Genomic DNA, 15,709 nt, shown 5'->3' with positions numbered 1-15,709 from the left:
ATGGTAGAGCCGTTCCGGCGCACGGTGACAGTGTGTTTCCCGAATTGCCCCTGCGCCGGTGGACTCCCTACCTGCCCGGACGTCTGCCCGCTGAACCCTCAGCCACTCAGCGGAAGTTGCACCACCAGCAGTTTTCCGGCCATCGTGACGCCGCCGTCCATCGCCAGGGCGAGCCCGTCCGCGTACAGATGAGGACCGTCGATGACCGGCGTGCCGCGCTCCTCGTCGTCCGCCTCCTCGGTGCCGACCTCGCCGAGCAGATACGGGATCGGGCTGTGTCCGTGCACGAGCCGGCCGCCGCCGTAGGTGTCCAGCAGCTCCCGGGCGGCCAGGGCGCCCGCCTCGTCGCGGAAGGCGAAGCGCTTGGTGAACTTCCGGAAGAGGTCCCAGACCTCGTCGGGGTCGTTGCGCTGGAGGGCCTCGGTGACGGCGTCGTTCACGTCCTCGATGGAATCGCCGAAGTCGAGGTAGGCCGTGGTGTCGGAGTGGACCAGCAGGTGCCCGTCCTCGTGCGCCATGGCGTCGAGCCGGGACATCCACTGGAGGTGGTGGTCCTCCAGGCGCTCCATGTCGGTGCGCTGGCCGCCGTTGAGCAGCCAGGCCGCCTGGAAGGAGGCGGTGCCGGCGCCGGAGTTGACCGGCGTGTCGGCGAACCGCTTGGCGCCGATGAGGAGCAGCTCGTGGTTGCCCATGAGGGCCTTGCAGTAGCCCCCGGCGGCCGCGGCCTCGGCGGACAGCCGCATGACCAGGTCGATCACGCCCACGCCGTCCGGGCCGCGGTCGGTGAAGTCGCCGAGGAACCACAGGCGGGTGTTGCCCGCGCACCAGCTGCCGTTCGCGTCGATGAGCCCCTGGGCGGCGAGCGCGGCCCGCAGCTCGTCCAGATAGCCGTGGACGTCGCCCACGACGAAGAGCGGTCCGGGGCCGGACGGCGGCGCCGGGACGTGGGCGTGGTGCTCGGTGATCGGCGTCAGCTCGACCGTCGGCATGTCCTCCGGAACGGCCGGCCGGCCGATCACCGGCAGGTCGCGCTCGGTCGGGGTGTAGCCCTCCGGGGCCTCCATGGGCGGCTGCACCGGGGGAGCCGCCTGGCCGTACGGCGGCATGGGGGGAGGCGCGGCGTACCCGGGGAAGGGCGGGATCGCCGCCGTGTGCCGTGCCGCGGGTCCTTGACCGGCCCCCTGAGTCATCGACCCCTCCACCATCGCGCCGCCGTGCACCTTGTGGACCTTGCCTGGTCGACGGCGGTCCGTGGTGTCGTGCGCCCATCATAGGAATGACCGTCGCGCCTTGTGACGCACCAGGGGCCGCGAATCGGTGCGGGAGGGCGCGTACGGCGGTTATTTCTCCCTAATTGACTCGTTCGCCCCCTGGTCTCCGCGCCCCGTGCGCCCTCCGCGCGACCTGGTGAAGGACGCGCTAAAGACACGGCGGCGCGGAACGGCGCGTTGACCCGGGCCGGCCCGGCCCCTGGTGCGCCGGGCGGGCCTCAGATCGTCGGGCCCCGCGGCGGGCTCACCGTGACGCGTGGTGGGCGGCGCTGCGAGGAGGTCCGGACGATCAGCTCGGTCGGTATCACCTGCTCGACCGGCCGCCCGGTGTCGAGCCCCTCGATGGCGTCGATGAGGAGCTGGACGACCGCGGTGCCGATGCGCCGCGGCTTCAGCGAGAGGGTGGTGATCGGCGGCTCGGTGGTGGCGTAGACCGTGGACTCGCTACAGCACACCAGCAGCAGGTCGTCGGGGACGCGCAGACCGTAGCGGCGGGCCGCGGCGAGCAGGTCCGTGCCGTTGGGGTCGAACAGGCCGTACACGGCGTCGGGCCGGTCGGGCCGGGCGAGGAGGCGGTCGGCGGCCACGGCGCCGGCGCAGGGGTCGTGCGCCGGGTACTTCTCGTAGACCGGGTCCTGGCCCACCCGCTCGCACCAGTGCAGGTAGGCGTGGGTGGAGAGCCGGGTGTACGTGTCGGTGGTGGTGCCCGTCAGCAGGCCGATGCGGCGGGCGCCGGCCGCGGCGAGGTGGTCGAGGATGCCGAGGACGGCGGCCTCGTGGTCGTTGTCCACCCAGGCGGTCACCGGCAGGGTGCCGGCGGGCCGGCCGTCGGAGACGACCGGGATGCCCTGGCGGACCAGGTCGGAGACGACGGGGTCGTGATCGGAGGGGTCGACCACGACGGTGCCGTCGAGGGCGACGTTGGACCACACGTCATGGCGTGAGGTGGCGGGCAGGATGACCAGGGCGTAGCCGCGGGCCAGGGCGGCCGAGGTGGCGGCTCTGGCCATCTCGGCGAAGTAGGCGAACTCGGTGAAGGTGAAAGGTTCATCCCCGTACGTGGTCACGGTGAGGCCGATGAGGCCCGATTTGCCCGTGCGGAGCGTGCGGGCCGCGGCGGACGGGCGATAGCCCAGCCGGTCGGCGACCTCGCGGACATGGCGGCGGGTCGCGTCCGGTAGCCGGCCCTTGCCGTTGAGCGCGTCGGAGACGGTCGTGATCGAAACCCCGGCGGCGGCGGCCACGTCCCGGATGCCCGCCCGCCCCAGCCGGCGGCCGGTCGACCGGCTCACCTGATGCTTCCCTGCTGCTGTCATGGCGAGCCGATAGTAGGGCTCGGGTGGTCCATTGACAGGGCGACGTATTTGGCTGTTGACAGGCACGTTTCTGCAAGCGCATTTCCACCCAATGACCATGGAAACGCAGAGGGTTATGGGTATCGACGGTGAACCGTTGGCCTCTGGCATATCCGGGTCTCGCGGATGGTCCAGGTCTCGAAGTGGTCTCAACTCACCTTCATGGGTGATGCGCGCCACGGCGCTCGCCACCGGCGCACGCCATCTCGACCAGCGCTCCCCCTGCTCTGGACGCCGCCCCGGTGAATCCTCTTAAGGTGTGCAGTATTGAAGTCCGCTATTCGTGTGCGGTGCGTCCCTGGCCGTCGTGCGCACGGGATGTCGAGGAGGACCCGCGGTGACCGAGAAGACCCCGAAGCTGCGCGCCGCCCTGGAGGGCGTGCCGACCTACAAGCCCGGCAAGCCGGCCGCCGCCGAGGGCCCGGTGGCGTACAAGCTGTCCTCCAACGAGAACCCCTATCCGCCGCTGCCCGGCGTGCTGGAGAAGGCCGTCGCGGCGGCCGGCACCCTCAACCGGTACCCCGACATGGCCTGCACGGGGCTGATGGCCGAGCTCGCGGAGCGCTTCTCCGTGCCGGTCACTCACCTCGCCACCGGCACCGGCTCGGTGGGCGTGGCCCAGCAGCTGGTGCAGGCCACGGCGGGCCCGGGCGACGAGGTGATCTACGCCTGGCGGTCCTTCGAGGCGTACCCGATCATCACCCAGGTCTCGGGGGCCACCCCCGTCCAGGTCCCGCTGACCGAGGGCGAGGTCCACGACCTGGAGGCGATGCTGGCCGCGATCACCGACCGGACCAGACTGATCTTCGTCTGCAACCCCAACAACCCCACCGGCACCGTGGTGCGCCGGGCGGAGCTGGAGTCCTTCCTGGACCGGGTGCCGTCCGGCATCCTCGTGGTGCTGGACGAGGCGTACATCGAGTTCGTGCGCGATGCCGAGGTGCCGGACGGGCTCGACCTCTACCGCGACCGGCCGAACGTCTGTGTGCTGCGGACCTTCTCCAAGGCGTACGGGCTGGCGGGGCTGCGGATCGGCTTCGCGGTCGCCCATGAGCCAGTCGCGGCGGCGCTGCGCAAGACGGCCGTCCCGTTCGGCGTGAGCCATATCGCCCAGGAGGCGGCGATCGCCTCGCTGCGCAGCGAGGACGCGCTGCGGGTGCGGGTGAGCGGCCTGGTCGAGGAGCGGGCGCGGGTGGTCGAGGCGCTGACGGCCCAGGGCTGGACGGTGCCGGAGACGCAGGCCAACTTCGTCTGGCTGCGGCTGGGGGAGCGGGCGGTGGACTTCGCGGCGGCGTGCGAGCGCGCGGGCGTGGTCGTACGGCCGTTCCCGGGTGAGGGCATCCGCGCGACGATCGGCGAGACGGCCGGCAACGACCTCTTCCTCCAGGCGGCGGAGGCCTTCCGCAAGGAGCTCTGAGCCCGCGGGCCGCTCGCCGGGCGCGGGCGCCCCGGCCACGGACGCCGCACACCCTCCGGGGTGTGCGGCGTCCGGCGTTCCCGGCCGCGGCCGGGCGGTTCCCGCCCGGGGCGCCCGCCGCTAGGGCCGAAGGGGTACCCCCCTGACTTGTCCGGAAAGTGGGTGCGCCATAATGCTTGTGAATGTGAACGCGTTCACAAGCTCTTCCTTTATGTCCCGCTTTACCTGGGGCATACAGGTGCATAACGTCGGCGACCCGTGTTGCCGGTGACGCGAGAGGCAAGGAGAGACCGAGTGAATCTGGCTTTGGCTCCTGAGACGCTGGCCCGCTGGCAATTCGGCATCACGACCGTCTACCACTTTCTCTTCGTCCCGCTCACGATCAGCCTCGCCGCGATCACGGCCGGACTGGAGACCGCGTGGGTCCGGACCGGCAAGGACAAGTACTTCCATGCCACGAAGTTCTGGGGAAAGCTCTTCCTGATCAACATCGCGATGGGGGTGGTCACCGGCATCGTGCAGGAGTTCCAGTTCGGCATGAACTGGTCGGACTACTCCAGGTTCGTCGGTGATGTCTTCGGCGCTCCGCTCGCGATGGAGGCCCTGCTGGCCTTCTTCTTCGAGTCCACCTTCATCGGCCTGTGGATCTTCGGCTGGGACAAGCTCCCCAAGAAGATCCACTGCGCGTGCATCTGGATCGTCGCCGTCGGCACGGTGCTCTCCTCGTACTTCATCCTGGCCGCGAACTCCTGGATGCAGCACCCGGTCGGCTACGCCGTCGACAAGGTGACCGGGAAGGCCGAGCTCACCGACATCTGGGCCGTCCTGACCCAGAACACCACCCTCGTCGTCGTCTTCCACACCCTCACCGCGGCCTTCCTCACCGGTGGCGCGTTCGTCGTCGGCATCGCCTCCTTCCACCTGTGGCGCGCCAAGCGCAGGCAACTGCGCGGCGAGGAGCTCGGCGAGAAGCAGCGGCACCAGGTCGGCGCGATGCGGACCTCGCTGCGCGTCGGCCTGACGGTGGCCGTGATCGCCGGCCTCGGCACCGCGATCAGCGGCGACGAGCTCGGCAAGGTGATGTTCGAGCAGCAGCCCATGAAGATGGCCGCGGCCGAGGCCCTGTGGGAGACCAAGTCGCCCGCGCCGTTCTCGGTCTTCGCCGTCGGCGATGTCTCCAAGGGCCACAACAGCGTCGAGATAGAGATCCCCGGCCTGCTCTCCTTCCTCGCGCACAACAACTTCACCGAGGCCGTCCCGGGCATCAACGACGTCGCGGCCCGGGAGGCCCAGCTCTACGGGGGCGAGCCGGAGGACTACATCCCCAGCATCTTCATGACCTTCTGGGGCTTCCGGCTCATGATCGGCTTCGGTATGACGTCCTTCGTCGCCGCGCTGATCGGACTGTGGACCACCCGGCGGAAGTTCTGGCTCGACCCCCGCTTCCGGACGGGCGAGAACGAGGTCCCGCGGCTGATGCTGACGCGCACCCGCGAGATGAGCCCCTTCTTCACCACCTGGTCCTGGCGGATCGGCATCCTCACCATGGGCTTCCCGCTGATCGCCAACTCCTTCGGCTGGATCTTCACCGAGATGGGCCGCCAGCCCTGGGCCGTCTACGGGCTGATGAAGACCGGCAGCGCCGTGTCGCCCGGCGTGAGCCAGGCGGAGGTCCTCACCTCCATGGGCGTGTTCACCCTGCTCTACGGAGTGCTCGCGGTGGTCGAGGTCAAGCTGCTGGTGAAGTACGCCAAGGCGGGGCCGGACACGGACGAGAAGCCGCCCGCGAAGGACCCCCGGCTGCGGCTCCCCTCCGGCGGCGCGGGCGACCGCCCCGAGGACGCCGACAAGCCGCTGACCTTCGCGTACTGACGCGGCCGAACGGAGAGACGAACCATGGCACTCCACGACTTCTGGTTCCTGCTGATCGCGGTCCTGTGGACCGGCTACTTCTTCCTGGAGGGCTTCGACTTCGGCGTCGGCATCCTGACCAAGGGCCTCGCCCGGGACCGCACCGAACGACGCGTGCTGATCAACACCATCGGGCCCGTCTGGGACGGCAACGAGGTCTGGCTGATCACCGCCGCCGGAGCGACCTTCGCCGCCTTCCCCGACTGGTACGCCACCCTGTTCAGCGGCTTCTACCTGCCGTTCCTGCTCATCCTGGTCTGCCTGATCGTGCGCGGCGTCGCCTTCGAGTACCGCCACAAGCGGCCCGAGGAGCGCTGGCAGCGCAGCTGGGAACACGCGATCTTCTGGTGCTCGCTGCTGCCCGCCTTCCTCTGGGGCCTCACCTTCGCCAACATCGTGCGCGGCGTGCCGATCGGGCCGGACAAGAACTTCAGCGGTGACCTGACGGACCTGCTGAGCCCGTACGCGCTCCTCGGCGGCCTCCTCACGCTGGTGCTCTTCACCTTCCACGGCGCCGTCTTCACCGCGCTCAAGACCGTCGGGGACATCCGGCACCGGGCGCGCTCGTACGCCACGGTCCTCGGCATGACCTCCGGCGTGCTCGCTGTGGCCTTCCTCGGCTGGACGCAGGCCGAGTCCGGCAACGGGCGCAGCCTCCCCGCGCTGGTCGTCGCCGTGGCCGCGCTGGCCGCCGCCCTGGTCATGAACCACTTCGGGCGCGAGGGCTGGGCCTTCGGGCTCTCCGGGGCCGCGATCGTGGCCGCCTTCGCGCTGGTCTTCCTCGCCCTCTTCCCCGACGTCATGCCGTCCTCGGTCAACCCGGCCTGGAGCCTGACCGTCGCCGACTCCGCCTCCAGCCCCTACACGCTGAAGATCATGACGTGGGTCGCGGTGCCGATGACCCCGCTGATCATCGCCTACCAGGGGTGGACCTACTGGGTCTTCCGCAAGCGGATCGGCACACAGCACATCCCCGCCCCCGCGGCCCCCGCCACCACCCACTGAGGACGGAACGCGCATGAAGCCCGTCGACCCCCGCCTGCTCCGGTACGCCTCCGCGACCCGCCTCTTCCTGGTCGCCTCCGTCGTGCTCGGGCTGGCGGGGGCCGGGCTCGTCATCGCCCAGGCGATGCTCGTCGCCGAGGTGGTGACGGGCGCCTTCCAGCACGGCCGCGGCGCGGACGACCTGGCCGGGCAACTCGCCCTGCTGGCCGCCGTCGCCCTGGGCCGGGCGGCCGTCTCCTGGCTGACCGAGCTGACCGCCCACCGCGCGAGCGCGGCCGTCAAGTCCCAGCTGCGCACCCGGCTGCTGGCCCACGCCGGCCGGCTCGGGCCCGCCTGGCTCGACTCGCGCCGGACCGGTGAGCTCACCACCCTCGCCACGCGCGGGATCGACGCGCTGGACGACTACTTCGCGCGCTACCTGCCCCAGCTGGGCCTCGCCGTCGTGGTCCCCGTGGCCGTGCTCGCCCGTATCGTCACCGCGGACTGGGTCTCCGCGCTCGTGATCGTCCTCACGCTGCCGCTCATCCCCCTCTTCATGGTCCTCATCGGCTGGGCCACGCAGTCCCGCATGGACCGGCAGTGGCGGCTGCTGTCCCGGCTCTCCGGGCACTTCCTCGACGTCGTCGCCGGACTGCCCACCCTCAAGGTCTTCGGGCGGGCCAAGGCGCAGGCCGAGTCGATCCGCGCGATCACCGCCGACTACCGGCGGGCCACGCTGCGCACGCTGCGCCTCGCCTTCCTCTCCTCCTTCGCGCTGGAACTGCTGGCCACCCTGTCCGTGGCGCTCGTCGCCGTCGGCATCGGGATGCGGCTCGTCCACGGCGAACTCGATCTCTACACGGGCCTGATGGTGCTCGTGCTCGCCCCCGAGGCGTATCTGCCGCTGCGCCAGGTCGGCGCGCAGTACCACGCGGCCGCCGAGGGGCTGGCCGCCGCCGACGAGGTCTTCGCCGTCCTGGAGACCGAGCCCGCGCCCGTCGGCGGGACGCCGGCGCCCGACGCGCGGAGCGCGGCCCTGGCCGTCGAACAGCTCGTCGTACGGCACCCGGGGCGGGCCGAACCCTCGCTGCCCGAGACCTCGTTCGAGGTGCGGCCCGGGGAGACCGTCGCGCTCGTGGGCCCGAGCGGGGCCGGCAAGTCGACCCTGCTGGACGTGCTGCTCGGCTTCGCCCGGCCCGCGGCCGGCCGGGTGCTCGTCGGCGGTACGGATCTGTCATCGCTCTCCCCCGAAAGCTGGCGGGACCAGGTGGCCTGGGTCCCGCAACGACCCCGTCTCCTCGCCGGGACGGTCGCCGAGAACGTACGACTGGCCCGGCCGGACGCCACGGACGACCAGGTGCGCGAAGCACTGCGGGCGGCCGGTGCGCTCGACTTCGTCTCCATGCTGCCCCAGGGCACTGACACCCGCCTCGGCGAGGACGGCGCCGGGCTCTCCGCCGGGCAGCGCCAACGCGTCGCGCTGGCCCGCGCGTTCCTCGCCGACCGGCCCGTGCTGCTGCTCGACGAGCCGACCGCGAACCTCGACGGGGAGACCGAGGCGGCGGTCGTGGACGCCGTGCGCAGGCTCGCCGTGGGCCGCACCGTGCTGCTCGTCGTCCACCGGCCGGCGCTGCTCGCGGTCGCGGACCGGGTGGTGCGGCTGCCCGGCGCGGTGGCTTCCCCCGCGGGTGAGGGCGCGCCGGCGGCTCCGGCCCCGGCCGCACCGGCTCCCGCGCCGTCCCCGCCCCTTCCGGAGGAGCGGGAGACGGACAGGCGGGACGCGCCCGGGACCGCCCGTAAGGCGGGCGTGCTGGCCCGGGTGCGTGCCTCCGGGCGGCCCTGGTGGGGGCGGTTCGGGCTGGCGCTGCTGCTCGGCAGCCTGGCGCTGGGCAGCGCCGTGGGCCTCATGGCCGTCTCGGGCTGGCTCATCTCCCGCGCCTCGCAGCAGCCGCCGGTGCTCTACCTGATGGTCGCCGTCACCGCGACCCGCGCGTTCGGCATCGGGCGCGCCGTCTTCCGCTACGCCGAGCGCCTGGTCTCCCACGACGCGGTGCTGCGCGCCCTGGCGGGCCTGCGGGTCGCGGTGTACGGGCGGCTGGAGCGCCTGGCCCCGGCCGGGCTCCGGGACACCCGGCGGGGCGACCTCCTCTCCCGGCTGGTCGCGGACGTGGACGCCCTCCAGGACTACTTCCTGCGGTGGCTGCTGCCGCTCGGCTCGGCCGTCGTCGTCGGCGCCGTGTCGGTGGGCTTCACGGCGTGGCTGCTGCCGGAGGCGGGCCTGGTGCTGGCGCTCGGGCTGCTGGCCGCCGGGGTGGCCGTACCGGCGCTGTCCGGCGCGGTCGCCCGGCGCGCGGAGCGGCAGCTCGCGCCCGCGCGGGGCGAGTTGTCGACACAGGTCGTCGACCTGCTCGCGGGCACCGCGGAGCTGACCGTCGCGGGCGCCCTGCCGTCGCGGCTGGAGCGCGTACGCCGCGCCGACGGCGCGCTCACCGCCATCGCGCGCCGGGGCTCGGCCGCGACCGCGCTCGGCTCCGGTCTGAGCGCCCTCGCCTGTGGGCTCACCGTCGCCGCCGCGGCCTGGGTGGGCACGCTCGCCGTGCGCGACGGCCGCCTGGACGGCCTGTGGCTCGCGGTGGTCGTGCTCATCCCCCTGGCCGCCTTCGAGGCCGTGGCCGGGCTGCCCCTCGCGGTGCAGTACCGGCAGCGCGTACGGCGCGCCGCGGAGCGCGTGTACGAGGTGCTGGACGCGCCCGTGCCGGTGACGGAGGGGACGGCCGAGGCGCCGTCGTCCCCGTTCCCGCTGCGGCTGGTGAACCTTACGGCGCGCCATCCGGGGCAGGCGGCGCCCGCGCTGGAGGACTTCGCGCTGGAGCTGCCGGCCGGCCGCCGGGTGGCCGTCGTCGGGCAGTCCGGGGCGGGCAAGACGACGCTGGCGCAGGTGCTGCTGCGCTTCCTGGACGCCGAGGCCGGTACGTACACGCTGGCGGGCGAGGACACCGCCAGGATGGCGGGCGACGGGGTGCGGCGGCTGGTGGGCCTGTGCGCCCAGGACGCGCACCTCTTCGACAGCTCCGTCCGGGAGAACCTGCGGCTCGCCCGTCCGGACGCGACGGACGGCGAACTGCGCGCCGTGCTGCGGGCCGCCCGGCTCCTGGAGTGGGTGGAGGGCCTGCCGGAGGGGCTGGACACGCTGGTCGGCGAGCACGGGGCGCGGCTGTCCGGCGGTCAGCGGCAGCGGGTCGCGCTGGCCCGCGCGCTGCTCGCGGACTTCCCCGTGCTCGTGCTGGACGAGCCCGCCGAGCACCTCGACCTGCCGACCGCCGACGCGCTCACCGCCGACCTCCTGGCCGCGACCGAGGGCCGCACGACCGTTCTGATCACGCACCGGCTGGCCGGCCTGGAGGCCGTCGACGAGGTGATCGTGCTGGACCGGGGGCGGGCGGTGCAGCGCGGGACGTACGGCGAGCTGGTGGCGGCGGACGGGCCGTTCCGGCGGATGCTGGAGCGGGAGGAGGCCACGGACGCCCTGGGCGCGGTGGAGGGCGGTGTCCCGGCCGGTGTCCCGGTCGTTGTCCCGGGCGGCGGGGCCGGTGCGGTGCGGACCCCCGCCGCGCGGACCGCGGAAACCTCCCTGGAGAGCCCCCTTTCCATGACAAATGGTGCTTATTAGGCTCTGGGGCATGTCAGCCACGGCAGGACCCTCCGACGCGCCGGGCGCGCGGCCCACGCAGGACACCCCACGCGTGATGGATCCGCTCGCCATCGCCACGGAGGCCACCCGCAGCCTCCAGGGCATGTCCACCGAGCTGACCGCGCGCGTGCCGCAGCTCCTGGAGGCCATGCGGTCCGTCGGCACCGGCCTGGAGCTCCACACCACCCTCGACCGGATCGCGCAGACCGCCGCCGAGCTCGCCGACGCCCGCTACGCGGCCATCGGCGTCATCGACTCCACCCGCGGCGGCCTCTCCGACTTCATCACCTACGGCGTCACGGAGGAGCAGCGCGAGCGCATCGGCGCCCTGCCGGACGGCCGTCACGGGCTGCTCGGCGCGCTCATCCACCACCCCGCGCCGGTGATGCTCGCCGACCTCACGTCCGATCCGCGCTTCTCCGGCTTTCCCGAGGGCCACCCGCCCATGCGCAACTTCCTGGGCGTGCCCATCAGCGTCGAGGGCGAGATCTTCGGGAACCTCTACCTCACGGACAAGCGCGGGGGCAGCGAGTTCAGCATCGCGGACCTCCACATGGTGAAGATCCTCGCCACCGAGGCGGGCATCGCGATCGGCAACGCCCGTGTGTACGACGAGGGCCGCCAGCGGATGCGCTGGATCGACGGCTCGGTGGCCGTCACGACCGCCCTGCTGTCGGGCAGCGACGCCGAGGACGCGCTGGCGGTCGTCGCCGAACAGGCGCGCAGGCTCGCGGACTCGGCGGCCGGGATCGTGCTGCTGCCGGACGGCGGCGGTGGCCTGGAGATGGTCGCGGTCTCCGCCGAGGACCCCACCGGCCTGCTGGGGACGGTGATACCGCCGCACAGCCCGGTCGTCTCCCAGCTGCTCGCCGGGGAACCGGTGTTCATCGACGACTCGGCCACCGACCCCCGCATGATCACGGGGGTGGCGCCGCGCTTCGGCCCGAGCATGCTCCTGCCGCTCAGGAGCGGCGACCGGGTGCTCGGCACGCTCGCCACGCCCCGGGCGCGCGGGGCCCGTCCGTACACGCCCGCCGAGCGGACCCTGGCCGCGCAGTTCGCCGCGCAGGCTGCGCTCGCCCTGGTCCTGGCCGAGGCGCAGCGCGACCGTGAGCGGCTCGCCGTCTTCGAGGACCGCGACCGGATCGCCCGGGACCTCCACGACCTGGTCATCCAGCGGCTGTTCGCGACCGGCCTGATGCTGGAGAGCGCCCAGCGCCAGGCCGTCGTGCCCGAGGTGAAGGTGAAGGTCGGGCAGGCCGTCGACGAGCTCGACGTGACCATCCAGGAGATCCGTACGGCCATCTTCGCGCTCCAGCAGGGGCCCGCGGAGGCGCCCGCCGGGCTGCGCACGCGCGTCCTGCGGGAGCTCGGCACGGCGGCCGTGCCGCTCGGCTTCCAGCCTTCGGCGAGCTTCCTCGGCCCGGTCGACGCGAAGGTCGGCGAACTCACCGGCAAGAACCTCATCGCCGCGCTGCGCGAGGCCCTTTCGAACGCCTTCCGGCACGCGCGGGCGTCCCGGATGGAGGTCGTCGTCGACGCGACGGCCACGCTGCCGGACGGGCGCGAGGCCGTGCGGCTGACCGTGGCGGACGACGGCGTGGGCATCCCCGAGGGCGGGCGGCGCAGCGGCCTGCGGAACCTGGCCAAGCGGGCGGAGTCGCTGGGCGGATCGAGCTCGTACGGGCCGGGGCTGGGGGAGGACGGCGGCGGGACGCGCGTGGTGTGGGAGGCGCCGCTCTGAGCCCCGGGGGCCGTCCGGGGCCCGGTTCCGGGGCCGGGGGAGCGTTTTCCTCCGAACGGGCGCTCAGCGGGCGCGCCCGGCACCGCCCCGGGACACGATCGCGTTCATGCGACCCACCGCACGCGCGAACCACCGCACCGGGCCGCGCCGCCTCAGCCGTACCGGCGGCGTCGTCCTGTGCACCCTCTGCGCCGTCGCCGCGGCGCCCCTGGCCGCCCCCGGGCCGCCGTCCGCCGGGCAGCCGCCGGACCGGCCCGCACGGGTGACCTCCGAGGTGCTCCGGCTGGCGGAGGAGGCGGGGCAGGTCCGGCAGCGGTACGAGCGGGCGCAGCGGTCCGCCAAGGGGCAGCGGGCGCGGGCCGAGGAGCTCCGCCGGACGCTGCGGGTGCGAGGGGTCGTGCGGTCGGCGCTGCGCGACGACGCGGGCGCGGCGGCCCGCGCGCAGTACCGCACCGGCGGCTTCACCGTCGGCCTCGACGGCGAGGGCGGAGCCGCCGAGGAGGAGCTGGACGACCCGGTGGAGCTGGTGGCCCGCCAGGTGCCCGCCGTGCGCCGCCGGGCCCGCCTGGGGCGGATGCTCGTCGAGGAGGAGCGCACCAGCAGACGGCTGGAGGCCGAGGCCCGGTCCCTGGCGGCGGCCAGGCAGGACCTCGACCGGGACAGCGCCCGGCTGGGTGAGGCCATACGCACGCTGGAGGCCCGGCTGGCCGGTGCGCGGGACGAGCTCGACGAGGTGGCGCGGGCGGCCGTCGACAGCGGGGAGTGCGCGCCGCCGGACCTGGCGGGCGGCCGCTCCGGACCGGCCGTGGAGCGGGCGGCGGCGCGCTCGGCGCGGGCGGCGCGCGGGTGGACCCGGCCGGTGGTCTCGTACGAGCTCTCGGCGGGCTTCGGCGCGGGCGGCGCGAACTGGGCCGACGGGCACACGGGGCAGGACTTCGCCGTCCCCACCGGCACCCCGGTCCGCGCGGTCGGGGCCGGCACGGTGGTGGCGGCGGGCTGCGGGGGCCCGTTCGGCATCAGCCTGGTGGTCGAGCACGAGAACGGCTGGTACTCGCAGTACGCGCACCTGGCCGCCCCCTTGGCCGCGCCGGGGCGGCGGGTGCGCGCCGGGCAGTGGATCGGGCTGTCCGGGACCACCGGCAACTCCACCGGCCCGCACCTGCACTTCGAGATCCGCAGGACGCCGGAGTTCGGGTCGGCGGTCGATCCGGTGGAGTGGCTGGGCGAGCGCGGTGTACAGCTGTAGGCGTGTGCCGGCGTCCGCCGGCGTCTGTGGCGTCGCCCTTACGGTCCTACGGTGCCGCCGGGTGTCAGGCCGCCCCGCGCGCGTGCAGGAGCTGTTCTATGACCAGGGCGACGCCGTCCTCGGTGTTGGCGGCGGTGTGGTGCGCGGTGACGGCCAGCACCTCGGGGTGGGCGTTGGCCATCGCGTACGCGGTGCCGGCCCAGCCGAGCATCTCCAGGTCGTTGGGCATGTCGCCGAAGGCCACGACCTCCTCGGGGGCTATGCCGCGCAGGTCGCAGCAGCGCGCCAGGGTGCTGGCCTTGCTGACGCCGACGGCGCTGATCTCCAGGAGGGCGGTGGGGCTGGAGCGGGTGAACTCCCCGTGCGCGCCTCCCGCCTTACGGGCCACGGTGAGGAATTCGTCGGGGCCGAGCCCGGGGTGGTGCGCCAGCAGCTTGAGGATCGGGTCGGTATACCCGGAGTCCTCGGCCAGCAGTTCCTCGGCGGGGGCGATCACAGCGCCCGGGTCGAGGAAGAAGGGCGGGTACTCCGGCTCGTAGTGGATGCCCGTGGTGTGCTCGACGGCGAACGAGGCGCCCGGGGCGGCGGCGCGCACGGCGTGGACGATGGCGAGGGCCTCCTCCCGCGGCAGCGGGCGGACCTCGACGAACCGCCCGCCGTCGTGGAGATCGACGACCGCGGCGCCGTTGGCGCAGATGGCCAGGCCGTGCCCGTGCACGTGGTCGCTGACCACGTCCATCCAGCGGGCCGGGCGACCGGTGACGAAGAAGACCTCGATGCCGGCGGCCTCCGCGGCGGCCAGGGCGGCGACGGTGCGGTCGGAGACCGTCTTGTCGTCGTGCAGCAGGGTGCCGTCGAGATCGGTGGCGATCAGCCTCGGGGTCGCGGCTGGGCGGCCTGCCGCCGGGGTGTCGGGCTGCTCGATAGCTGAAGTCACGGTTCCCATTCTCGTCCACAGAGCGGTCGGTTCGCACAGGCGTGCGCCCGAGCGCGCGCCTGAGCCGGTGACGCGACCGGCTCCTTCGCCCGCGCCTGTGTCATACCCCGTGCATAGGCTCTTGTCATACCCGGCCCGTAGGCTCGGGGTCATGCGACTGAGCACCGTGATCCTTCCTGACCGCCGCTGGTCCGAGGGCGGCCGCGAGAACTGGCAGCGAGCCGAGGCGCTGGGCTTCCACACGGCGTACACCTACGACCACCTGTCCTGGCGCACCTTCCGGGACGGCCCGTGGTTCGGCGCCGTGCCCACCCTGACCGCCGCGGCGACCGTCACCTCCCGGATGCGGCTGGGCACGCTCGTCACGTCGCCGAACTTCCGCCACCCCGTCACCCTCGCCAAGGAGCTCATCTCCCTGGACGACATCGCGGGCGGCCGGATCACGCTGGGCATCGGCGCCGGCGGCTCCGGATTCGACGCCACCGCGCTGCTCAAGGGCGGCGAGGAGCCGTGGACCCCGCGGGAGCGGGCCGACCGCTTCGCCGAGTTCGTCCCGCTGCTGGACCGGCTGCTCACCGAGGACGTCGTCTCGCACGAGGGCACCCACTACTCGGCGTTCGAGGTGCGGAACATCCCCGGCTGCGTCCAGCGCCCCCGGCTGCCCTTCGCGGTGGCCGCCACCGGCCCGCGCGGGCTGCGGCTCGCCGCCCGCCACGGCCAGGCGTGGGTGACCACGGGTGACCCGAAGCTGTTCGAGACGGGCACCCCGGAGCAGTCCAGGGCGGCCATCGCCGGGCAGGTCGAGCGGCTCGGCGTGGCCTGCGCGGAGATCGACCGGGACCCCGCCTCCCTGGACAAGATCCTGCTCACGGGCTTCACCCCGGACCGGCCGCTGGACTCCTTCGACGCCTTCGTCGACTTCGCGGGCTCGCACGCCGAGCTCGGCTTCGACGAGATCGTCGTGCACTGGCCGATCGCGGGCTCGTTCTTCGAGTCCGACCCGGCGGTCTTCGAGAAGATCGCCACGGACGGGCTCGCGCAGCTCACCTCCTCCTGAGGGCCCAGGGCCGCCCCTGAGCGCTCGGGGGCGGGTTCCGGCCCCCGAGCGGCCCCGGCCGCCCCCGGGCCCCCCAGCGGCACGCACGGGCGTCGT

General features: G+C 73.4%; 10 protein-coding genes. 7 read left to right on the top strand and 3 right to left on the bottom strand.

The features are described from left to right. Positions 1-98: 98 nt before the first annotated feature. Both SMD11_RS16575 and SMD11_RS16570 read right to left on the bottom strand, forming a co-directional pair. The gene (locus tag SMD11_RS16575) at positions 99-1,205 is read right to left on the bottom strand and encodes a metallophosphoesterase (RefSeq protein ID WP_087927197.1); all 1,107 of its coding nucleotides are present in this window, start codon (positions 1,203-1,205) and stop codon (positions 99-101) included. A gap of 284 nt (positions 1,206-1,489) precedes the next feature. Further along, complete coding sequence (locus SMD11_RS16570) at positions 1,490-2,587, bottom strand: LacI family DNA-binding transcriptional regulator (protein WP_087927196.1); 1,098 nt, start codon at positions 2,585-2,587, stop codon at positions 1,490-1,492. Between the two features lie 376 nt (positions 2,588-2,963). Here SMD11_RS16570 and hisC point away from each other — a divergent pair, with 376 nt between their 5' ends. The 6 genes from hisC to SMD11_RS16540 all read left to right on the top strand — a co-directional run bounded on the left by hisC (position 2,964) and on the right by SMD11_RS16540 (position 13,619). Further along, positions 2,964-4,043, top strand: coding sequence for a histidinol-phosphate transaminase (gene hisC, locus SMD11_RS16565; protein ID WP_087927195.1), 1,080 nt, complete (start codon positions 2,964-2,966; stop codon positions 4,041-4,043). 294 nt (positions 4,044-4,337) lie between these two features. Then, complete coding sequence (locus SMD11_RS16560; protein WP_087927194.1) at positions 4,338-5,915, top strand: cytochrome ubiquinol oxidase subunit I; 1,578 nt, start codon at positions 4,338-4,340, stop codon at positions 5,913-5,915. Positions 5,916-5,939: 24 nt separating this feature from the next. Further along, a complete protein-coding gene (cydB, locus tag SMD11_RS16555) occupies positions 5,940-6,959 on the top strand; it encodes a cytochrome d ubiquinol oxidase subunit II (protein ID WP_087927193.1) in 1,020 nt (339 codons plus the stop codon). 13 nt (positions 6,960-6,972) lie between these two features. Continuing rightward, positions 6,973-10,608 (top strand): thiol reductant ABC exporter subunit CydD, encoded by a 3,636-nt coding sequence (gene cydD / locus SMD11_RS16550; protein ID WP_087927192.1) that lies wholly within the window; start codon positions 6,973-6,975, stop codon positions 10,606-10,608. Between the two features lie 76 nt (positions 10,609-10,684). After that, the gene (locus SMD11_RS16545; RefSeq protein ID WP_087927191.1) at positions 10,685-12,373 is read left to right on the top strand and encodes a GAF domain-containing protein; all 1,689 of its coding nucleotides are present in this window, start codon (positions 10,685-10,687) and stop codon (positions 12,371-12,373) included. A gap of 106 nt (positions 12,374-12,479) precedes the next feature. Next, on the top strand, positions 12,480-13,619 hold the full coding sequence (locus SMD11_RS16540) for a M23 family metallopeptidase (RefSeq protein ID WP_087927190.1): 1,140 nt from the start codon (positions 12,480-12,482) through the stop codon (positions 13,617-13,619). 64 nt (positions 13,620-13,683) lie between these two features. Here SMD11_RS16540 and SMD11_RS16535 read toward each other — a convergent pair whose 3' ends face one another. Beyond that, entirely contained in the window at positions 13,684-14,565 is an 882-nt protein-coding gene (locus SMD11_RS16535; protein ID WP_087927189.1) for an HAD hydrolase family protein, read from the bottom strand. Positions 14,566-14,707: 142 nt separating this feature from the next. On the opposite strand from SMD11_RS16535, the gene SMD11_RS16530 reads away from it, so the two are divergent. Further along, a complete protein-coding gene (locus tag SMD11_RS16530) occupies positions 14,708-15,613 on the top strand; it encodes an LLM class flavin-dependent oxidoreductase (protein ID WP_087927188.1) in 906 nt (301 codons plus the stop codon). Positions 15,614-15,709: the final 96 nt, after the last annotated feature.

The organism is Streptomyces albireticuli (assembly GCF_002192455.1).
Classification (GTDB): domain Bacteria; phylum Actinomycetota; class Actinomycetes; order Streptomycetales; family Streptomycetaceae; genus Streptomyces; species Streptomyces albireticuli_B.
This window is presented reverse-complemented; position numbering and strand designations above follow the sequence as displayed.

Bases quoted from the DNA above. Each gene is read 5' to 3' on its own strand.
- SMD11_RS16575 (WP_087927197.1), bottom strand. From the start codon at position 1,205: ATGGTGGAGGGGTCGATGACTCAGGGGGCCGGTCAAGGACCCGCGGCA.
- SMD11_RS16570 (WP_087927196.1), bottom strand. From the start codon at position 2,587: ATGACAGCAGCAGGGAAGCATCAGGTGAGCCGGTCGACCGGCCGCCGG.
- cydB (WP_087927193.1), top strand. From the start codon at position 5,940: ATGGCACTCCACGACTTCTGGTTCCTGCTGATCGCGGTCCTGTGGACC.
- cydD (WP_087927192.1), top strand. From the start codon at position 6,973: ATGAAGCCCGTCGACCCCCGCCTGCTCCGGTACGCCTCCGCGACCCGC.
- SMD11_RS16545 (WP_087927191.1), top strand. From the start codon at position 10,685: ATGGATCCGCTCGCCATCGCCACGGAGGCCACCCGCAGCCTCCAGGGC.
- SMD11_RS16540 (WP_087927190.1), top strand. From the start codon at position 12,480: ATGCGACCCACCGCACGCGCGAACCACCGCACCGGGCCGCGCCGCCTC.
- SMD11_RS16535 (WP_087927189.1), bottom strand. From the start codon at position 14,565: ATGGGAACCGTGACTTCAGCTATCGAGCAGCCCGACACCCCGGCGGCA.
- SMD11_RS16530 (WP_087927188.1), top strand. From the start codon at position 14,708: ATGCGACTGAGCACCGTGATCCTTCCTGACCGCCGCTGGTCCGAGGGC.